Annotated in this window: 19 protein-coding genes; 12 read left to right on the forward strand and 7 right to left on the reverse strand. The window is 55.7% G+C overall.

Annotated features, from left to right (window positions below; all coding sequences use genetic code 11):
* Positions 1–37: 37 nt before the first annotated feature.
* Positions 38–967 carry a LysR substrate-binding domain-containing protein gene (locus tag NFC81_RS01400; protein ID WP_304995751.1) on the reverse strand — a complete coding sequence of 310 codons (930 nt, stop codon included), beginning with the start codon at positions 965–967 and terminating at the stop codon, positions 38–40.
* 156 nt (positions 968–1,123) lie between these two features.
* On the opposite strand from NFC81_RS01400, the gene NFC81_RS01405 reads away from it, so the two are divergent.
* The 9 genes from NFC81_RS01405 to NFC81_RS01445 all read left to right on the forward strand — a co-directional run bounded on the left by NFC81_RS01405 (position 1,124) and on the right by NFC81_RS01445 (position 11,113).
* Entirely contained in the window at positions 1,124–2,149 is a 1,026-nt protein-coding gene (locus NFC81_RS01405; protein WP_304995752.1) for an amidohydrolase family protein, read from the forward strand.
* Between the two features lie 14 nt (positions 2,150–2,163).
* Complete coding sequence (locus NFC81_RS01410) at positions 2,164–3,093, forward strand: amidohydrolase family protein (protein WP_304995753.1); 930 nt, start codon at positions 2,164–2,166, stop codon at positions 3,091–3,093.
* A complete protein-coding gene (gene ligA, locus NFC81_RS01415) occupies positions 3,093–3,500 on the forward strand; it encodes a protocatechuate 4,5-dioxygenase subunit alpha (RefSeq protein ID WP_304995754.1) in 408 nt (135 codons plus the stop codon). Before NFC81_RS01410 ends, ligA begins: the two co-directional genes overlap by 1 nt.
* Positions 3,500–4,339 (forward strand): class III extradiol dioxygenase subunit beta, encoded by an 840-nt coding sequence (locus NFC81_RS01420; protein WP_304995755.1) that lies wholly within the window; start codon positions 3,500–3,502, stop codon positions 4,337–4,339. Before ligA ends, NFC81_RS01420 begins: the two co-directional genes overlap by 1 nt.
* 261 nt (positions 4,340–4,600) lie before the next feature.
* On the forward strand, positions 4,601–4,999 hold the full coding sequence (locus tag NFC81_RS01425; RefSeq protein ID WP_304995756.1) for a protocatechuate 4,5-dioxygenase subunit alpha: 399 nt from the start codon (positions 4,601–4,603) through the stop codon (positions 4,997–4,999).
* On the forward strand, positions 4,992–5,834 hold the full coding sequence (locus NFC81_RS01430; protein ID WP_304995757.1) for a class III extradiol dioxygenase family protein: 843 nt from the start codon (positions 4,992–4,994) through the stop codon (positions 5,832–5,834). The genes NFC81_RS01425 and NFC81_RS01430 overlap by 8 nt, the downstream gene beginning before the upstream one ends.
* 37 nt (positions 5,835–5,871) lie before the next feature.
* Positions 5,872–6,810: a helix-turn-helix domain-containing protein gene (locus tag NFC81_RS01435; protein ID WP_304995758.1), complete on the forward strand. Its 939-nt coding sequence runs from the start codon at positions 5,872–5,874 to the stop codon at positions 6,808–6,810.
* A gap of 125 nt (positions 6,811–6,935) precedes the next feature.
* Positions 6,936–8,144 (forward strand): 4-hydroxybenzoate 3-monooxygenase, encoded by a 1,209-nt coding sequence (gene pobA, locus NFC81_RS01440; RefSeq protein WP_304996999.1) that lies wholly within the window; start codon positions 6,936–6,938, stop codon positions 8,142–8,144.
* Positions 8,145–8,332: 188 nt separating this feature from the next.
* On the forward strand, positions 8,333–11,113 hold the full coding sequence (locus NFC81_RS01445; RefSeq protein ID WP_304995759.1) for a M16 family metallopeptidase: 2,781 nt from the start codon (positions 8,333–8,335) through the stop codon (positions 11,111–11,113).
* A 48-nt stretch (positions 11,114–11,161) separates the two neighbouring features.
* Here the strand turns inward: NFC81_RS01445 and NFC81_RS01450 are convergent, their stop codons facing one another.
* The 6 genes from NFC81_RS01450 to NFC81_RS01475 are packed head-to-tail and all read right to left on the reverse strand — an operon-like array spanning position 11,162 to position 17,997.
* A complete protein-coding gene (locus tag NFC81_RS01450; protein WP_304995760.1) occupies positions 11,162–11,584 on the reverse strand; it encodes an acyl-CoA thioesterase in 423 nt (140 codons plus the stop codon).
* Positions 11,585–11,616: 32 nt separating this feature from the next.
* Complete coding sequence (locus NFC81_RS01455; RefSeq protein WP_304995761.1) at positions 11,617–13,458, reverse strand: feruloyl-CoA synthase; 1,842 nt, start codon at positions 13,456–13,458, stop codon at positions 11,617–11,619.
* A 34-nt stretch (positions 13,459–13,492) separates the two neighbouring features.
* Positions 13,493–15,187, reverse strand: a complete 1,695-nt coding sequence (locus NFC81_RS01460; RefSeq protein ID WP_304995762.1) for an acyl-CoA dehydrogenase — start codon at positions 15,185–15,187, stop codon at positions 13,493–13,495.
* Positions 15,188–15,199: 12 nt separating this feature from the next.
* Positions 15,200–15,967, reverse strand: coding sequence for a 3-hydroxyacyl-CoA dehydrogenase (locus tag NFC81_RS01465; RefSeq protein WP_304995763.1), 768 nt, complete (start codon positions 15,965–15,967; stop codon positions 15,200–15,202).
* Positions 15,968–15,979: 12 nt separating this feature from the next.
* Positions 15,980–17,236 carry a thiolase family protein gene (locus NFC81_RS01470; RefSeq protein WP_304995764.1) on the reverse strand — a complete coding sequence of 419 codons (1,257 nt, stop codon included), beginning with the start codon at positions 17,234–17,236 and terminating at the stop codon, positions 15,980–15,982.
* On the reverse strand, positions 17,236–17,997 hold the full coding sequence (locus NFC81_RS01475; RefSeq protein WP_304995765.1) for a crotonase/enoyl-CoA hydratase family protein: 762 nt from the start codon (positions 17,995–17,997) through the stop codon (positions 17,236–17,238). Before NFC81_RS01475 ends, NFC81_RS01470 begins: the two co-directional genes overlap by 1 nt.
* 228 nt (positions 17,998–18,225) lie before the next feature.
* Here NFC81_RS01475 and NFC81_RS01480 point away from each other — a divergent pair, with 228 nt between their 5' ends.
* From NFC81_RS01480 to NFC81_RS01490, 3 genes are all read left to right on the forward strand, one after another.
* Positions 18,226–19,371, forward strand: a complete 1,146-nt coding sequence (locus NFC81_RS01480) for a C4-dicarboxylate TRAP transporter substrate-binding protein (protein ID WP_304995766.1) — start codon at positions 18,226–18,228, stop codon at positions 19,369–19,371.
* 71 nt (positions 19,372–19,442) lie between these two features.
* Entirely contained in the window at positions 19,443–19,949 is a 507-nt protein-coding gene (locus tag NFC81_RS01485; protein ID WP_304995767.1) for a TRAP transporter small permease, read from the forward strand.
* Between the two features lie 9 nt (positions 19,950–19,958).
* Entirely contained in the window at positions 19,959–21,257 is a 1,299-nt protein-coding gene (locus NFC81_RS01490; protein ID WP_304995768.1) for a TRAP transporter large permease subunit, read from the forward strand.
* The last annotated feature ends 40 nt before the right edge of the window (positions 21,258–21,297 follow it).

Raw genomic sequence — 21,297 nt, forward strand, 5'->3', positions numbered from 1 at the left:
CGGCGCGACATGATGAGTGAGGCTCTGCTGCCGCAGGTCAAAGAGTACCCACAAAATGCTGCGTCACTTCGGTCTCGATCAAATTCATCATCGTACGCTGCATCTGTGTGGCAGGGCGGCGGGCACTGGTGGCAAGAAAGAGTTTGATGCGCAAGTCAGGCTCAATAATGGGGTGAATGGTAAAACAATGCGGGTCGCCTAAGCTGCGTACCGCGTTGCGTGACAACACGGCCGAACCGGCACCATCGGCCACCAAGTCCAAAATGGCGCTGATGCTGTCGATCTCCAATACAATGTTGGGCCGTCGCTTGATATTGGCCAGTTCACTTTCAATAAACCGTCGAATGGCATTGTGCGGGCTGGGCGTGATCAAGGGTGTGTCGGCCAAGCGGACAAGCGTGATGGGATCGCCTGTGGTCAGGTCGGTGGTCAGCGCCGCCGAGGTGACCAAAAACAGCTCCTGCTCACCCAGAGGTGACAGGTCAATATCGGGTGACGGCGTCGGGTTGTACAACAGTGCGATATCCAGTCGCCCGGCGACCAATGCATCGACCATGGCGGTGGACAGCGCTTCACTGACAGCCAGGGTTGCCTCCGGCATGATCTTCTTGAATGCACGCACCAAGGGCACGGCCATCGACTTCGATAAGCTGGGGGGTAGGCCAATGGCGATGCGCCCTGTCAGTCCGCCGCGCAGCATGGACATTTCTTCGCGTGTGCGTTCCACTTGATACAAAATGCCGCGCCCGTGTTCCATCAGACGCTGTCCGGCATCGGTCAAGGTCACACCACGACCGTTGCGTATCAGCAGCGGTTGGCGCAGCTCGACTTCGAGCAGGCGAATCTGGCGGCTCAATGCGGGCTGAGCGATGTTCAATGCTATAGAGGCTCGGGTAAAGCTGCCCAGCTCCGCCACGCGCACAAAATATTCTATCTGTCGTAAGTCCATTGTCGAGTGTCTCGCCATTTTCTATATCTTAGGTCAAGTATAACAGTTTGGTATAGCTGGTAGAGGCGGCTGCTCATAGCCTGAGGGCGACAATAGGTGAACAATAGTTTCAGATCTTTAAGAGCTGCGTGCGAGAAACGTGCGCGCATCCATGAAGCTTTCAGGAGAAACACAATGATCATCGATTGTCATGGACATTACACCACCGCCCCGCAGGCGTTGGAAGATTGGCGCAACGCACAGGTCGCCGCGCTGGGCAACCCGAGTGCAGGACCTAAGCCTTCGGAGCTGAAGATCAGCGATAACGAGCTGCGTGAGTCCGTTGAGACTAACCAGCTTAAGCTGATGAACGAACGTGGTCTGGATATGACCATCTTCTCGCCGCGCGCCAGTTTCATGGCGCACCACATTGGTGACTTTGAAACCAGCTCAACGTGGGCCGCCATGTGCAACGAGCTGTGCTTCCGCGTTTCGCAGTTGTTTCCCGACCGTTTTATCGGTGCAGCCATGCTGCCTCAGTCTCCCGGTGTTGACCCGAAAAGCTGCATTCCAGAAATGGAACGCTGCATTAATGAGTACGGCTTTGTCGGTATCAACTTGAATCCGGATCCGTCCGGCGGACATTGGAAAGAGCCGCCGCTGACCGATCGTCACTGGTACCCGATTTACGAGAAAATGGTTGAGCTGGATATTCCTGCAATGATCCACGTCAGCACCAGTTGCAACGCCTGCTTCCACACCACGGGCGCGCACTATTTGAACGCCGACACCACCGCGTTCATGCAGTTGCTGCAAGGCGACCTGTTCAAAGACTTCCCTGAATTGCGCTTCATCATCCCGCACGGCGGCGGCGCAGTGCCGTACCATTGGGGTCGTTTCCGTGGCTTGGCCGATATGATGAAAAAGCCGATGTTGGATCAGCACCTGATGAACAACATCTACTTCGACACCTGCGTGTATCATCAGCCCGGCATTGATCTGCTGACCGACGTGATCGACACCAAGAACGTGTTGTTCGCGTCTGAGATGATCGGTGCCGTACGAGGCATCGACCCGCAAACCGGCCACTATTTTGACGACACCAAACGCTACATCGAAGCAGCGGATCTGACCGACGACCAGCGTTACCAGATCTACGAAGGCAACGCGCGGCGCGTATTCCCGCGTCTGGACGCCACCCTGAAAAAACAAGGTCGCTGAGAGAGGAGTCATGCATGAGTGTTGAGAGTAGTTTTACTGTGACGCCCGGCTGGTTGAATTGGTATGACGGCCCGGCGAAACCCAAGTTTAAGGTGCCAGCAGGTGCCGTAGACGCGCACTGCCACGTGTTTGGCCCTGGCGAGCAGTTCCCGTTTGCGCCCGAGCGCAAATACACCCCGTGCGACGCGTCGAAAGACCAGTTGTTTGCCTTGCGTGACCACCTGGGCTTTGCCCGCAATGTAGTGGTGCAGGCCACCTGTCACGGTGCAGACAACAGCGCCATGGTCGACGCCTTGCAGCATTCCAACGGCATGGCGCGCGGTATTGCGACCGTGAAACGCAGCATCTCAGACGCGGAACTGCAGGCGTTGGACGCCGCCGGCGTGCGCGGCGTACGATTTAACTTCGTGAAGCGGTTGGTGGATTTTACGCCGAAAGAAGAGCTGATGGAGATCGCCCAGCGCATCGCGCCCTTGGGCTGGCACATTGTCATCTATTTTGAAGCGGTCGACCTGCCTGAGCTGTGGGACTTCTTCACCGCCTTACCGACCACCGTGGTGGTCGACCACATGGGGCGGCCGGATGTCACCAAGCCGGTTGACGGCGAAGAGTTCCAGCGCTTTGTGCGCTTGATGGACGAGCACGAGAATATCTGGTCGAAGGTGAGCTGCCCTGAGCGCTTGAGCGTCAGTGGGCCTAAAGCGTTGAACGGCGAACAGCAGGCGTATCAAGATGTGGTGCCCTTTGCGCGCTTTTTGGTTGAACGCTTCCCTGACCGTGTGTTGTGGGGCACCGACTGGCCGCACCCGAACTTGAAAGACCACATGCCAGACGACGGCCTGCTGGTGGATTTCATTCCGCACATCGCGCCAACGGCCGAATTGCAACACAAATTATTGATCGACAACCCCATGCGATTGTACTGGCCGGAAGAGGTTAAATAATGAGTAACCCCAACAACAGCAACTACAACGACGCCTTTAAAGACATACCGGGTACCGTGATCTTTGATGCGACGCAGTCGCGCCTCGGCTTTCACCTGAATCAGTTTTGCATGACGCTGATGAAAGACGCCGCGCGGCAGGAATTTCGTGCCGACGAAGCGGCCTATTTGCAGAAATTCCCCATGACCGACGAGCAACGCCAAGCGGTGCTTGACCGTGACTACAACCGCATGATTGCCCTGGGCGGCAACATCTATTTCTTGGCGAAAATCGGGGCCACCGATGGCCTGTCGTTTCAGAAACTGGCGTCCATGATGACGGGCGTCAGCGAAGAAGATTACCGCGCCATGATGGTGGCCGGTGGACGTTCACCCGATGGCAACCGCAGTAAATCGGAGCAGCAATAATGGCTAAAATTACCGCCGGGGTAGCTACCTCACACGTACCGGCCATTGGGGCCGCACTCGATTTGGGCAAAACCCAAGAAGACTACTGGAAACCCATATTCGACGGTTACGAGTTTTCCAAAGAGTGGATCAAGAACGAAAAACCGGATGTGATCATTTTGGTTTATAACGACCACGCCTCCGCGTTCTCGTTGGACTTGATACCGACCTTTGCCATTGGTTGTGCCGACGAATTCCAGCCCGCCGATGAAGGCTGGGGTCCGCGTCCCGTGCCGACCGTAAAGGGTCACTCAGAGCTCGCGTGGCACATCGCTCAGTCCGCCATTTTGGATGAATTCGACATGACCATCGTCAATAACATGGATGTCGATCACGGCCTGACCGTTCCCCTGTCGCTGATGTTTGGCCAGCCGGAAGACTGGCCGTGCAAGGTCATTCCGCTGGCCGTGAACGTGGTGCAATACCCTCCACCAACGGGTAACCGGTGCTACAACCTAGGCAAAGCAATCCGCAAAGCTGTTGAATCCTTTGATGCTGACCTGAATGTGCAGATTTGGGGTACGGGCGGTATGTCGCACCAGTTGCAAGGCCCGCGCGCGGGCTTGATCAACAAAGACTTTGACACCGCATTCTTGGACGGCCTCACCCAAGACCCGCAAGGTTTAGCAAAAATGCCGCATATTGATTATGTGCGCGAAGCCGGGTCAGAAGGCATTGAAATGGTCATGTGGTTGATCATGCGCGGTGCTTTGAACGATGACATCGAAGAGCGCTATCGCTTCTACCACGTGCCCGCGTCCAACTGCGCCGTGGGGCATATTATTCTAGAAAACCAGTAAGCATAAGCGAGAGACATCGCAACTAGACCGATAAAGCCGACCCGATGAAACCATCAGGTCGGCTTTTTTATGCGTCCTTCTTATAGACACCGCGTGTAGGGCGGTGTGTTTACACCCGCCGCAGGGTAGCCAGCCTATTCATGCCGTAAATCACCGGAACAGATCGTTCCATTTACACCGCTTTTCCGATTGATCTGCATCAGTCGTTCCATATTCCTTGCCAGTAAAGTAATCCCTACCGACAGAATGCAGGGCTAACCAATGTCTTCCAAAAGCATAACTCCCAAACGACAACTCGCGCCGGGCACCATTAAGTTCGATGGCACCATGGCAAAGCAGGGCTACGCCCTCAACAAAATGTGTTACTCCTTCAATGAAGCCAGCGCCCGAGAGGCCTTCAAAGCTGACGAGCGCGGCTATTGTGCGCAATTCGGTTTAACCGACGCCCAAATCAAGGCGGTGCTAGAGCGCGATGTGTTGAGCCTGCTCAAGCTTGGTGGCTCTATTTACTATTTGGCCAAATTTGCTGGTTTGCTTGGCCTGAATGTGCAGGACGTCGGTGGCCTACAAACCGGCATGAGCACAGAAGCGTTTAAAGCACGGCTGATGAAGATCGGCGTTGACCATCGCGCCCAACAGGAGGCAAAACAACATGGCTAAGATCCTAGGCGGCATCTCTACATCTCACATTCCTGCCATCGGCGTAGCCATGGATCAAGGGCTTGAGCAAACACCTTATTGGAAAGACTTTTTCGACGCCTATCCGCCGGTACGAAACTGGCTGGTAGAGCAAAAACCCGACATCGCCATCGTGTTTTATAACGACCACGGCTTGGAGTTTTTCTTGGATAAAAAACCCACTTTTGCCGTGGGTGTAGCACCGGAATACCACAATGCGGATGAAGGCTGGGGCATCAAACCCATCCCGTCAGTGACCGGTGAAACCGAGCTGTCGTGGCACATTGTTAACACGCTAATAGAGGACGAATTCGACATCACCGTTTGTCAGGAGATGCGCGTGGATCACGGTTTGACGGTGCCGTTGTCGGTCATGTGGCCGGGTCATTCCTATCAGCACGTCAAGGTCATTCCTGTGTGCATCAACTGTGAACGGCACCCCATGCCGACGCCTGCACGGTGTTTCAAACTGGGGCAAGCCATAGCCCGTGCGGTGGCTTCGTGGGACAGTGATGAACGGGTGGTGGTGTTTGGCACTGGTGGTTTGTCGCATCAATTAGACGGTGAACGGGCAGGGTTTATTAACGCAGGGTTCGACGAATACTGCATGGACCAAATCGTGCCCAACCCCGAAGCCCTCACCCGTTACAGCAACGACGATCTCGTCGACATCGCAGGCGCACAGGGCGTAGAACTTAATATGTGGCTGGGTATGCGCGGCGCGCTCGAAGGCGGAGCACTCAAGGTGCTGCACCGCAACTACCATGTGCCGATATCAAACACCGGCGCGGGATTGATGTTGATCGAGCGAAATTAACGCTAAGATAGTTGCAGTTGATGCAGCGAGAAAGCGCATGTCGGCCAAACCGAACCCAAGTAAAGCGCAAGACGTACCACAGTTCGTACTCTACGGCGAGGCCGAGCACCACGATACGTTGGAGTTCTTGCACCTAGAACCGATTGCTACGCGCAGTCGCTCGAACGGTTGGGTCATCAAGGCGCATCGGCACGCGCGGTTGCATCAGCTTATCTTGGTGTTTTCCGGTGCGGTCACGGCGTGGGTCGATGAGCAAGAGCACCATCTAGACGGTGCCTGCTGCATCAGCCTGCCGCCAGGCATCGTGCACGGGTTTCGCTTTGCGCCAGAAACTCAGGGCGTCGTATTAACGGTGGCACAAGCCATGGTGACCGACTTGGCAGATGAGCGCACCAAAACCTATTTGGATGCCTTGTTCGCGCAACCCGAAATCATATCCTTCTCTTCCAGCTCTGCAGTGTTACGCCAATTGCACAGTAACGTGCAACAGATGATGGAAGAATTCCGCAGCATTAATCCGGGCCGCCAATTGCTCTGTGAATGGCTGTTGCAAACGGTGCTGTTGCAGTTGAGCCGCTGTGTGGCAACGCAGCGCCATGTCACTGAAACGCGCGCACCCGAAACCCAGCATATGCAGCAACTGCGCGCCTTGATTGAGGCGCATTTTACTAACCACTGGAAGGTCGAAGACTACGCCCGAACGCTCAATATGCCGCCGGCTCGTTTGAACAGAATGTGCAAAACCATTGCCGGAAAAAATGCCAAAGCACTGTTGCAAGAACGGCTGTTGTTGGAGGCTCGGCGCAAGTTAATCTACACCCGAGCCACCATCGAACACATTGCTTTTGATCTGGGTTATGCGGACCCAGCTTACTTTTCACGGGTATTTCAACAAGCGGAAGGTGTGTCGCCGAAAGTGTACCGCCAGCAGCACGATGCAATGAAGGAGCTCGAAGACGGTGCGGGCCCTGGCTAGTGCCATAAAAGATGATTTGAACGAAAAGTACAAGAATTCGAACGTAATCTGCATTAAATCGCTCGCCGAAATCCGGACACTGTGTAGTCATCTTACAACAATAAAGAGACTACCTTATGAACGTCATAAATACTCAGGTTGCCATCATTGGCGGCGGCCCATCCGGACTGTTACTCGGTCAACTGTTGCATAAGCAAGGTATTGAAAACGTCATCGTTGAGCGCGTCAGTGGCGACTACGTATTGGGTCGCATCCGTGCCGGTATTCTTGAGCAAGGGTTGGTGGATCTGCTGCACGAAGCTGGCGTTGCTGACCGCATGATGAAAGAGGGCCATGTACACGATGGCGTTGAACTCACCATTGACGACGAGCGCTTCCGCATTGATTTAAAAGCGCTGACCGGCGGAGCGACCGTGATGTGTTACGGTCAGACAGAAGTGACGCGAGATTTGATGGAAGCCCGCCGGGCATCCGGTCAGTTGACTTGCTACGAAGCTGAAAACACTGAACTGCATGATGTGAAGTCCGACCAGCCGTATGTCACCTTCATGCAAAATGGTGAGCCGGTGCGCATCAATGCCCAGTACATCGCCGGGTGTGATGGCTTCCACGGTGTATCACGCAAAACCATCCCGGAAGACTCACGTAAAGAATTCGAGCGCGTTTACCCTTTCGGCTGGCTGGGTCTACTAGCCGATACGCCGCCGTGTAACGACGAACTGATCTATGCCAAAACACAACGTGGTTTTGCTCTGGCCAGTCAACGTTCACCCACGCGCTCGCGTTATTACATTCAGGTGCCCTTGACCGACAAGGCGGAAGACTGGTCAGACGACGCCTTCTGGGCCGAGTTGAAAAAACGCCTGCCCGCCGATGTAGCCGCGAAGATGGTTACTGGCCCGAGCATCGAAAAAAGCATAGCGCCGCTGCGCTCCTTTGTGTGCGAACCCATGCAATACGGCAACCTGTTTTTGGTCGGTGACGCCGCCCACATCGTACCGCCAACCGGTGCCAAGGGCCTGAACCTGGCCGCCTCGGATGTAGCGACGCTGTATAAAGTGCTGACCCGGGTGTTAAAAGAGGGCGACCGCAGTGCCATCGAACAGTACTCGCCCATCTGCTTGCGCCGCGTCTGGAATGGCGAGCGCTTCTCGTGGTGGATGACGAATATGATGCACAACTTCGACGAAGAGTTGGCCAAAGACGGCAGCGACCGTGAAACGCATGAACGGTTTATGGATTCAGAGATCCACTACTACCTGACATCCGAAGCTGGTAAGAAGGTCATTGCCGAACAGTACGTTGGTTTGCCTTACGAAGATCTGGCTCAGTAGCACGTTGCTCACGGCGAGGCATCTCTGCCTCGCTTCTCTTGACCACTAAATTCTGCCACAATGCACGCCGACACTGGGCCAAGGAGGTGCCAGCACTGCGGGAGATGCCTTTTCTCAGAATTCAGGCGCTTAACGTGTTGCCCCTCTTTGGTCTCCCCTGAGACTCGTCATATAAGGATTATATGAATATGCGTGTAATAACCCCCAGGACTGGGATCTGGCTGTTCCTCAGCCTTTTCTCGATCGGTCTACTCTCGGCGTGTGCCCAACACTCAACCACGACCAGCGCGGAAATTCATCGCACGGCGGACTATCCCAATCTGATCATTTGGCCTAACAGCAACTCGCATTCGAATAACGAGGTGGTCATCAAACTGGTCGTTCGAGCCGGTAGCCTGCAAGAAACAGACAACCAACTCGGTTATGCTCACCTCTTAGAACACATGTTGTTTCGCGGTACAGAGCGGTTTCCGGGTGACCAATTGCAGACCCGCTTGCGGGAGCTTGGACTGGTGATGGGAACGCATTCCAATGCCTACACCAGTTTTGATGAAACCACTTATTGGTTCTACCTCAACACAGCAACACCACAGCGCGTTAACGCCGTGTTGGAAATTGTGGCTGAAATGGCGTTTCATGCGCAGATTGATGACGCGGCATTGGCCATAGAAAAGAGTGTCGTCTTGCAGGAATGGCGCGATTATACCCGCGACCAGAATCGGGTTGGTGAGGTGTTGTTCAACGACTTGTTTGCCGGCAGCCGTTACGCACAGCGCCGCCCCATCGGGACCTCGGAAAGCATTCAACAGGCAACCGCACAGGGCCTGCGAGACTTCTATCGGGAATGGTATCAGGCGCCGAACATGACTTTGGTCGTCAGCGGTGACATTGATGCCGAAGACATTCAAACTCAGTTTCTGGCGCACTTTAAGCAACCATTTCGTGCGCCCATGGGGCAGCCTCAGCAATATCCTTTAGCCCTAGATCGCATAAGTGAACGCCTTATTGTCACCGATCCCTACACAACATCCGGTAGCGCTTGGTTGGGCTTCATTCATCCCATAGCGCCGGTGCGGACCACCGACGGTTGGCTTGATGATATAAAACGCATAGCGGCCTATGACATCTTGCTGGACCGTTTGGAACGCCGGTTGGTCGAAACCCAAGGACGTGTCAGCGACTTCGAATATTATTATGATCACTTCCTGCCCGGCTTTTACCTCATGGAAATCGGAGCAACGGCGACGACAACAGGACTCCCATTAGCGGTGCAAATCATCGAGCAAGAACGTCAGCGTTTGCTGATAGGGGGGATCAGCGAGTTGGAATTGGAACGTTGGAAGAGAAGCTTCCTGCGCCATGAGCGTTTGCAGCAAGACTCCGCGTGGCATCTTTCAGAAGAAGCGCGTCTGCATGTCATGCTAGGACGCCCGCTATTAAATCAGAGTGAAAAACTGGCGCTGCTCGAATCCGCCGTGCCGGAGTGGACAACACAAGAGGTACTGAGGGCAGTGCTGCCAACGTTGTCGCTGGCGCCTAATGTGCAAATTATACATCCCTATAACGTACCGGCGCCCAGTGAGGCCGATGTTGATGCCTGGCTGGCCAGTGGCACCTATCTGGCGGATGCAGGAGCGTTGGATGCAGCGGAAATTGAGGACGTAGGCTTCGACGAGACCTGGCCCATTGCACCGACCTATTCTGGGGCGCTAACCTCTGAACGTGTATTGGACAACGGCGTTGTGGAATGGAAGCTTGATAACGGCATCGAGGTTCTGTTCTATCAACAGCAGAGCACTCCAGGTAAAGCCTATTTTACCTTGGTTGGGCTGGGTGGTTTCAACCGCATGTCGCCGGAAGAGACGCTGACGGGGCGCATCGTCACCGATGTCATGGGCTATAGCGGACTGCGCCAGTTAGACGGTGCCGAGTTAAGCCAATGGTTGCAAAGCCAAGGCTTAGGACTACTTGCAACGCAAGACTTTTACGACCGACTCATGCACGGCTATGCACCATCAGAGGATTTTGATCGCGTATTGCGCGTTTTGCACAGCGCTTTAACCGAAGCCAAAGCAGACCCCTTGGTGTGGGAGCATATGCTGACGCAATACCGTGACTACTTAATACAATGGTCAGATAACCCACAGCACCTGTGGTCCGATACGCTCGCAGAAGTGCTTTTTAATCAAGATCCTGCGCTGCGCAGTTTGACGCTGGAAGAACTGGACACAATCACTCTGGAAGGCATGGTAGACAACTACCGTCGTTTCATTGCTGGTGCGCAGAACTACCGCTTAGTGATTGTGGGGGATATAGCGCAGCAGGAGGCGTATGCCGCCGTGATGGAAAGCGTAGCAACCTTGCCGCCAACCGATCAGGTCGTGGCCGTTAATCGTCAGTACCCACAGATTCTAGCATCAAGTGCCGTGCATGTGCCCGGCAGCGGTGAGCAGTCGGCACAGGTAGTTTTGCGGTACGCCGTGCCCAAAGACAGTTTGCCGCCGTCTTTCAACCTGGACCGGCTCTACCTTGAGCGTTGGATGGATGAAATTTTGTTCGACGAAATCCGCAATAACCAAGGTATGGTCTATGCCATTCAAACCGAATTTGAAGGGCGGACAATCTATGAGGATGAGCTACGCCTAGTGATATCCCTAGCCGTGCACCCTGACCGGGTGGCGGACAGCGTGCAGGCGATTGAAGCTTTAATGCAGCGCCCACCGCATAAGGTGACGCAAGCACAAGTTGATCATTGGCATCGGGATTTCATGAATCAGCAGCGGGCAAGGGCGCACCAGTCGGCAGAAAGCATGGCGTTTGACTTGGCCTACGCAGAACTCTTCCAGCTTGATGTGAATCATCTAGTCACTGGCGAGGTTAGGCGTGCAGCGCCTGAAGCCGTTCTTGCACTCTTGGGACGATTCAGCGCGCCGAATGCCACTCGCCAAGAGCTTGTTTGGTTGCCTTAGTATAATCAGGGCACTTCCGTAACAAGTGCCCTGATTCATACCTGCTCATCACGCCGGTTCGCTGAACGCCGCCAAAATCTCTTCAGGAATCGGTTGTGCCTTGATACCGCCGGGCTTCTCGGCGTCAGCGGCCACCCACACCCGTGTTTCGAAGCCTTCCACCGCGAGGGCTTCGCCTTTCAATATACGGTGATACACGTCAAAGCTGCTGCGCCGGAATTCGGTGATGCGGCTTTCAATCACAATGTCCTCGCCATAACGCGACGGAATGTAGAACTTCGAGCGCGTATCCACCATCGGAATGCCGACGCTGTTGAAGCGCTGCACCATGTCGTATTTCGGGAAACCAGCGGCGGCAAACAAGCGGCCGGTAGCGTCGTCAAAGTAGGCAAAATAGCGCGGGTAGAACACGATGCCAGCGGGGTCGCAGTCGCCCCATTCGATGGTGCGGGTGTGGCGGTTAATCAACATAGTGGCGTCCTCTGGTTGTCTGTTTACACCGCTCACGATAGGCGGATCACGTCGTTGGATGGAGTGGCGCTGTAAATGTCGGTCACGACGGCTGCTCGGTTTTCTAATACGGCCCGTTGGTTGATGGAGCCTTTGTCGGTAATTTCATGTGCGTCCAAGCGCGGAGGCTCATCCAGTAATACGGCACGAGCGACGCGATTAGACCCACCGGTGCTGGTGTCGATCAGGTGCTGCAACAGGCTTTCAAAGCGTGCGCGCACCGCGGGGCTGTAATGTATGTCCGTGTTGCTGGCTTCTGGGCCCAAGCCGGACAGGGCGCGGCATTGTTCTACATCGGTGAACACCAGCATGGAGACATAGGGTTTATCAAGCCCGGCGATCACCACGTCTTTGATCAGTGGCGCGCCAGCTTCAATGACCTTCGCGCGCAATGGCCCAACGCTGACCCATGTGCCGGTGTCCAGCTTGAAGTCTTCAGAAATCCGCCCGTCGAAGCGCATGCCGCGCTGCGGGTTAGTGGGGTCGATGAACTTGGCGGCATCGCCTAAGCAATAAAAGCCTTCGTCGTCAAAACTCTTGGCGGTGATGTCCGGTTGCCGCCAGTAGCCGGGCATGACGTTGGGGCCACGCACGCGGATTTCGGTCTTGCCGCCGTTGGGCACCAGTTTGATTTCCACGCCAAAGGCCGGTGTGCCAATAACCCCAGACTGCGATTCTTCGAGCGACGCGAACATGGCCGACGGGGCGGTTTCTGTGGCCCCCAAGCCCGTTAGCATGCCGATTTTGTGGCCCAATGTTTTGATCGCCAATGCATCAAGTCGATCCCACACATGCTGCGCCAAACTGGCCCCGGCAAAGAACATCAGGTTCAAGTCTTTGAAGAAGTGCTCGCGCAAGGCGTCGTCGCGCTCCAAGTGCTCAACCAGCAGTTCAAAGCCTTTGGGGACGTTGAAATAGACCGTGGGGGAAATTTCCCGCAGGTTCTGCAAGGTGATGTCGATCTGTCCGGGTACCGGCTTGCCGTCGTCAATGTACAGCGAGCCACCGTTGTACAGCACGATGCCGACGTTGTGGTTGCCACCAAAAGTATGGTTCCACGGCAACCAGTCGATCAACACCGGTGGTTGGGTGCGGTGAAAAGTCATCAAACTGGCCAGCATTTCTTGGTTAGCACACAGCATCCGGTTGGTGTTGATGACACCTTTGGGCATGCCGGTCGAGCCGGAAGTGAACAGAAACTTGGCGATGGTGTCGGCGGTTACCGCGTTGTGCGCCCGATCCACGGCGTCGGTGATCGGCGTATTGAGCAGGTCTGCAAAGGAGGTAGCTGCACCGTCGTAACCCGAGGCGTCGACGGCTACACAGGTGGTGTCGGTGGACTGGATAACGCTAAGCGCCGGGCCGAACTGGCCGGCGCTGTCAACGAACAATAGCCCAGGCGTCAAGAGTTCACAGATGTATTTGGCTTTGCTGAAATCTTTGCTGACCAAGCAATAGGCCGGTGAGATAGGCGCGTAGGGTACGCCAACATACATGGCGGCGAAGGCCAGCAACAGGTGTTCGATGCTGTTGCCAGACAGAATGACCACCGGGCGTTCGGCTGACAAGTCGCGGTCGAGCAACGCCTGACCCAGAGCCCGCACTTTCTGGTGCGCGTCGGCGTAAGTAAGCTTCTGCCAATCGCCGGAGGCATCGCGGCGGGCTACTAGCACCTGGTCTGGTGTGCGTTCGGCCCACTCGTCGAGCCGCTGCATTAAGGTTTCCGGGTAGGGGCTAAGTGGTTCTTTATTGCGCAGCAATTGGCTGCCATCTGGGCGGTCGATCAGTTCGACGGTGCCAATACCCAGCGTCAAAGCTTTATATTCTGTACTCATGTCGAAAACCCTATGGTGCTCGTCGTTGACGTTTTTATTGTTGGAAGTCGTAGTTTTTTAGGCCCGCATCGGCCTGCGCAACGCGGGCGAGGTGGCTGTGCATCTCCGGCAACCAATGGGCGAGATAGAAGTCTCGCGTGGCGCTTAAGTTGCGCCGATACCCGGCGTCCACCGCGGGTGATTGAGCGCGTTGTGTGGCGTGGCACAGTTGCCAGGCTCCCGCGAGGGTACCCACCGCTTCCAGCAAGGGCACTGCAGCGGCATGTAAATACGCTTGGTCCGGTTGAGTTTGCAGGCGGGCGGTGGTGTCACGCAGGGCCTGTACGGCCGACAGCAATTCCGCATGAACCGCCACGCGGTCAAGCCAGTGGTTAAACACAGCGCCCTGGTCCTTCAGGATTTTGCGCCACAGTAAGTCCTGAGCCTGAATACCAGTGGTGCCTTCGTAGATGGTGGAAATCTTTAAATCACGGTAGAACTGCGCCACACCGGTTTCTTCAATAAAGCCCATGCCACCGAATATCTGGATAGCGTCACTGGTCAGTCGATTTGCGGTCTCGGTTGACCACGCTTTGAATACCGGAGTGAGTAGTTCAAGCTCGGCGTGCGCATCTGCTTGTTCAGCGTGCCCGTCCTGTCGTGCCTGATCAACGCGGAAACCCAGGTGGTAGCCCAGCAGCCGTGAAGCCAGAGTTTGACTGCGCATTCGCAGCAGTAATCGTTGTATGTCCGGGTGGTGAATCAGCGCGGTCGGACTTTCTCCCGTGGTAGGGTTTTTGCCTTGCCGACGCTCCCGGGCCCATTGCAGCGCCGCTTGATAAGCGCGCTCGGCAACCGCGGTCCCTTGCAGTCCTACGCTCAAGCGAGCTTCGTTCATCATCACAAACATGATGCGCAGGCCTTGGTTAGGCGGGCCGACCAGTTCACCCCATGCGTGCTCAAATTGCAGCGTACAGGTTGGGCTGCCGTGCAGGCCCATTTTGTGTTCAATGCCGGTGCAGGTGACGCCGTTACGCTGGTCTGCACGGCGGCTGGGTACGGCAAACAAGGAAATCCCGCGGCTGCCTGCGGGTGCGTCCGGTAGCCGCGCCAGGACCAGGTGCACGATGTTATCGGTCATGTCGTGCTGACCGAAGGTGATGTACAGCTTGTTGCCCGTCAGTCGGTAGCCGCCGTCCATGTCCGGGGTGGCACGGGTGGTCAGCAAGCCAAGGTCGGAACCGGAACCCGGCTCGGTCAGCGCCATGGTGGCCGTCCATTCCCCGCTGACCAACAAGGGGCCATAGTGTTTGATTAAGGCGTCATCGCCACTGGCGATCAGCGCCTCGACGGCACCCTCGGTAAGCGGTTGAATCATGCTGAAGGCCAGATTCGCACTCTGCCAGCATTCGGCCACGGGCATCGCCAGCAACTTGGGTAAGGCCTGGCCGCCCAAGGCTTCGGGTAAGCACAGACCCGTCCAGCTCGCGTCACGGAATTGCGCATAGGCGGCAGGCCAGCCGTTTGGCGTGCTCACCTTGCCGTCTTGCCATTGGCAACCCTGCCGGTCGCCAATAGGGTTTAACGGTGCTAAGACCTGCTCGGCAAAGCGCCCGGCCTCGTCTACGATGGCGGTCATCAGGTCGACATCAATAGTGGCGCAGGCGTCCACCGTCGCCAGTGCCTCAGCGCCAATGTGATGCTGCAGAATAAAGGCGATGTCGTCACGCGGGGCGCGATACTCCAACATGGTTGATGTTCCTCAGCGTGCTGCCATGCGTAAGGCGCCGTCGAGACGGATCACCTCACCATTCAACATGGGGTTTTCGATGATATGGCAGACGAGCCGTGCAAATTCGTCGGGTTCACCCAAGCGTGGCGGGAAGGGCACAGACTCGCCAAGCGACTGCTGCACTTCTTCCGGTAAGGCGTCCATCATCGGGGTTTTGAACAAGCCCGGCGCAATGGTCATCACTCGGATACCGAAGTCGGCCAGTTCACGCGCGATGGGCAAGGTCATGCTGACAATGCCCCCTTTCGAGGCCGCATACGCCGCTTGCCCGATTTGTCCGTCGTATGCGGCGACGGAGGCGGTATTGATGATGACACCCTGTTCGCGCTCGGCATTCACGGCGTTGTGCTGCATGGCGTCGGCGGCGAGGCGGATCATATTAAAGGTGCCGATCAGATTAACGCCAATCATGCGCTGAAAGCGTTCGAGTTCATGTATGCCCTTGCGGCCCAGCAAACGCGCTGCGCCGGGCACGCCGGCACAGTTGACCAAACCATTCAGTTGACCACCCCATTCAACAGCCGCTTTAACGCAGGCCGTGGCTTGCGCGCTGTCGGTGATGTCGGTTGCCATGAAGCGCGCCTGCTCACCCAGTTCGGCCGCCAGGGCGGTACCGCGCTCGGCGTTAACGTCGGCCATCATGACACGAGCGCCTTGTTGTAACAGGCGGCGCGTTACGCCTTCACCGAGTCCTGAGCTGGCCCCGGTGACGAGAAATGTAGCGTCTTGAATGTTCATATAGGCTCCTCGTTATCCCGCGTTTTCAAGTAGCACGGCAATGCCTTGACCGCCGCCTGCACAGGCGGTCGAAATGCCAAACTGCTGTTGGTCACGCTGTAATTGACGACCCAAGGTGTGGGTTAAGCGAACCCCGGACACTGCCAAGGGATGACCCATAGCAGTGGAGCCGCCTTGACGATTGAGGCGCTCTCGGTCTAAGCCCAGCTCGCGCTCAACGGCGATGCACTGGGCAGCGAAGGCTTCGTTGAGTTCGAAGCGGCCAATATCGTTTAACGTCATACCCTGACGCTGCAACAGGGCGCGCACGGCGGGTGCCGGGCCAATGCCCATGATTTCGGGCGGCACACCGACCACGGATCCGGCAACGATGCGGGCTAGGGGTTTCAAACCGTGTGCGCGCACATAGTCGCCACGGGCAATTAATACAGCGCCGCCACCATCCACCACGCCGGACGAATTGCCGCCGGTCTGCACGCCACCAAAAGCGGGGCGCAGGCGACTCAAAACATCCATCGGGCTAGGGCGAATATGTCCGTCGCGGGTGAACTCGGTCGCCCGATCGGCCAGCTTGAGGCCACGGCTGGCGTAGCCGTCTAGCGCCCATTCGGCGTTGTGCACGGGCACAACTTCGTCGTCGTAATAACCTTCGTCCCAAGCGCGAATGGCGTTGGCAAAGCTGCGCGCGGCAAATTCATCGGCTTCTTGTCGGCTGACGTTGTATTGCTGGGCCAGATTTTCAGCTGTATGGCCCATGTTGATACCAGGGGCCGGGTCGATCAGGGCTTCCCACAAGAAGTCCTTAAACTCCACCTGCCCCATGCGGAACCCGGCACGGTGGGTATAGGAGGCCACCGGGTTGCGGGACATGGATTCGCCCGCTGCGCATAGCACCACTTTGGCACGGCCCAGCGTGATCTGATCGGCGGCGGTCAAAATGGCTTCGAACCCGGTGCCGCACAGACGGTGTACCAGCAATGCGGGGCGCGATTGCGGTACACCGGAATACAAACCGATGTGACGGGGCAGCATGTAGGCATCGAAACTGGCTTGCGCCACACTGCCCGCGACAATGGCGTCGACGTCGGTAGCGGGAATGCCGGTGGCATCAAACAGCGCACGTGCAGCGTAGATACCCAAATCGGTGGGCGACACATCGCGCAAGACACCGCTCAGATCAGCAAAGGGTGTGCGGCGGCCATCGACCAACCAAATGTCATCGTACTGGCCTACTTGGGCGTGTTGTTCAGCGTCAGCAAAACGATTCATCACGATTTCTTCCTATTCAAAAATTCACCTATGCGGGCCTGCACTTCAGGGCTGGTCTGCGTCATGCCCGCCACCAGAGATTCAGTATAGAGGCCGTCGTCGCCGCTCATGTATTCCAAGCGACCCAGTGCGGTCACCATGGCCCAATTCGACAGCGGGGTGTTCTGTGCGATGGTCTTAGCCAGTGCCAGTGCTTTGGCTTCTGCTTCGCCCGCTGGAACGAGATAGTGGGCGAGGGCAAGACGCTCACCTTCCTCGGCGGACAAGGTGCGGCCCGTCAGCATCATGTCGGCCATGCGGGCTGAACCGATGATGCGGGCGATACGTACTGAACCACCACCACCGACAAAAATACCGTGACGACCTTCAGGAAGGCGAAAGAATGTATCGGGTTCGGCCACGCGTACATGGGTGCTGGCGGCCAATTCCAGTCCACCGCCGATGACAGCACCCTTGAGTGCCCCAATAACGGGTAAACCACAATTTTGAATTTTGCCGAACACGCGGTGCCACATGCGGGAGTGCTGAACCACACCATAAGGGTCGCGGGCTTGATGCTCGGCCAAGTCGAGCCCGGCACAAAAGTTGTCGCCGCTACCGCTCAGTACCACTACACGGGCGCTTTCGGGCATCTGGTCGAATAAGGATTCTAGTTCGAGCAGCAAGTTGTCATTAATGGCATTATGCTTAGCAGGACGGTTTAGCCGAATGTGCGCGATGCCATCGTTTAGGTCAAAGGTGACCAAGGCGGATTGAGTCATAGTGATGCCTGTTCTAGTAACTGTGCGAGTAGCAGTAGCATACCGATAATTGTTGTAAGATAAAACAATTTAATTTATAAACATACTTGTCGTGTAAAACCGATAGGTATAAACAGTTATTTTAAATAATTGTTGTAAGATAAAACAATGTATGCATGATGGGTGCATGGAAGGCCAGTCGCCTTCTGTGTAGAGAATCCGAACAATAAATCTAAGAACGAGGACGACATGATGTTCAATCGCAGCTTTCAGAAAAGCGTGGCGAAGGGCCTAGTAGCCGGCGCCACTGCACTGTTACTGTTAAGCCAGACTGGCGCGGCTCAACAGCTACGGCTAACGCCGGGTACGCCTCCTGCGCACCCGGGCCATACACCACTCTACACCGTCTTTCAGGCACAATTGCCTGAGCTGACAGAAGGCCGCATGCGCGGTGTTATTTTAGGCACAGAAGTCGCTAACATCGGCAACATGCGTACCGCCATTCGCTCCGGCTTGTCGGATGTGGGGATGTTCTTGCCTGCCTATTTTCCGTCTGATCTGCCCAATGTGAACTTGGTCGGTGACCTGTCTTTCATGGGTACCAATTCGCAAGCCATGGGCGCGGCGATGACCGAGTACATTGTGAACTGTGCTGATTGTCAGGCCGAGTTGAAGCGCCTGGGCGTGGTGTACACGACGTCCCACGCCTCTGATACCTACCAGATTCTGACCACCAAACCGATCCGTAATGTAGAAGATCTACGCGGCTTGCGCTTACGTGTAGGTGGACCACACTATGCCCGTTGGGCAGAAGCCATGGGCGCGGTAGGCGCAAACGTTTCGGTGGGTGAAACCTTTGAAGCGATTTCACAAGGTGTGTTGGATGGCACCATTGCGTCGTCCGCTGATATGATTTCGTTCCGTCTTGATGATGTGGTTACTCACGTCAGCACGCTGCGTCTGGGCACCTATCACTCAACAATATCGCACGCGGTGGGTAACAATACGTGGGCGCGCTTGTCGGCTAACGACCGTCGTGCCATTGCTGAGGCCTCAACCTTGGCCAGTGCCATGTCGACGCAGCGCTGGGCGCATGAAATGGCAGGAGCTGCTGAAGCCGGCGCACGTACTAAAGGCATCGAATTCATTGAGCCGAGTGCTGCTCTGGTAGCTGCGTCTGACGCTTTTAAAGCGCGTGATCTCGACAGCATCGTGGGCCGAGCAGAAGGGCGTGATGGCTTAACCAACGTGGCTGCAAAAATGGCGGAATTCGAACGCTTAGTCGACAAGTGGACGGCGTTTGCTGAATCCGTAGACAATGACCCCGAGAAAATGGCTGAGCAGATCAACCGTGAAGTGTGGGCCAACGTCGACTTTACCCGCTACGGTCTATAGTTATAGCGCTTTGGGCGAACTGGCGGTGGTCGGTTCGTCCTTTTTCCCTGTGTTTTTTCGTGAGGTGAAGCATGAACGCCCTGTTTCGTGTGTCCAATCGTATCACTGTTGTATTGGCACTGCTGGGTACCCTCGGTATTGTCGCCATGATGTTACACGTGACTTTGGATGTTGTCTTGCGCAGCACGTTGTCGCGTTCTATGCCCGCTACGCTGGAATTGGTCACGCGCTACTACATGGTGTTGCTGGCATTACTCCCACTCGGTTGGGTGGAATGGCAACGCAAGATGATCTCAGTCGAGTTATTTACCGATTTTCTCGGCGCGCGGGCGCAGCGCTTTAATGAGCTGCTGGTTACCGTGCTGTCGTTGGCAATTTACTTGGTGTTCACCGTCGCCACGTGGGAAAAAGCCGTGGAGCAATACGCCATTGGCGCTTACGTGATGTCCTTGGATACCCGTATTCCTGTTTGGCCTTCTTATTTTGTGTTGCCGATTTCCTTTGGGTTGGCAGCGTATGTTTGTTTTATGCGTGGCGTGCAGAGTTTTCTACCGCACACCGTTGCGACGTCCGATTGAGGCATCATCATGGCAGTTGAAGTTGGCATTTATGGCCTCGTAATCTTATTGATTTTGCTTGCCCTGCGGGTCCCTGTTGCTTTGGCATTGATGGTGGTATCGCTGGGTGGCATGAGCTACATGCTTGACTGGAATATTGCCTTCAGTCTGTTGGCTTCTACCCCCTATGAGTTTGTTGCCAAGTGGACGCTCAGTGCAGTGCCTATGTTCTTATTGATGGGCTTTATCAGTTTTCATACCGGTTTGACGGCGGGGCTCTTTAATGCCGCCAAAGTGGTGTTTCGTTGGCTCCCCGGGGGCTTAGCAATTTCCAGTATTTTCGCCAGCTCGGGGTTTGCTGCGGTCAGTGGTTCCAGTGTTGCTTGCGCAGCGGCCATGGGACGCATCGCTATTCCTGAAATGGTGCGTAATGGCTACAAACCGAGCTTTGCCTGCGGGACGATCGCCGCGGGCGGGACCATTGGTGCGTTGATTCCACCCAGCATCCTGATGATTGTGTACGGTGTATTTGCGCAGGTGTCGATCACACAGGTCTTTCTGGGCGGTATATCCATTGGCTTGCTGACCGCACTGAGTTACATGCTGATCATTTTATTGGTCAGTTGGTTTCGTCCAGACATCGCGCCACGCCGCCTGGAGTCGGAAGACGGCTACACCGCGCGGCAAGCGATACTCGATATTTGGCCGATATTGGTCTTGGGTGTTTTGGTCTTTGGTGGCATGTTCAGTGGCTTTTTCACCGCAACCGAGGCCGGAGCGGTAGGTGCCGCGGGTGCGCTCATTATTTCACTGGTCACTGGGCGTCTAACCTGGTCGGTTCTTAAAACATCCTTGTTAGAGACTCTGTCAACCACCAGTGCGTTGTTGATCATCGGCGTGGGCGCTTCCATGTTTACCATCTTCCTGAGTCTCAGTGGTTTGGCGGGTTTTATTTCCCAGTCGGTCTCCGGTTGGGATCCTACCTACCTGCAATTGATGCTGGTTGTGGTGTTGATCTACTTGTTTTTGGGGCTGTTCATGGAGCCGTTTGGTGCCATGCTGGTCACCTTGCCTATCTTCCTGCCGGTGTTTGAACTGTACGATGTCAGCCTGATCTGGTTTGGTGTCTTGCTGGTGAAGTTGCTGGAGATTGGCATGATCACACCGCCAGTGGGTATGAATATCTTTGTCATTCGTGGCGTTGCCAGCCAGTACGCGTCGCTGGTGGATATCTTTAAAGGCGTAGCGATCTTCCTAGTGGCGGACTTGGCAGTGGTTGCTTTGGTGATCTTCTATCCGGAAATCGTCATGCTGTTCATTCGTGGTTGATTACCGCATCAAACAGCGGGGTGTTATCATCCCCGCTAGA

Origin of the sequence: Salinispirillum sp. LH 10-3-1 (assembly GCF_030643825.1) — a bacterium.
GTDB lineage: Bacteria > Pseudomonadota > Gammaproteobacteria > Pseudomonadales > Natronospirillaceae > Salinispirillum.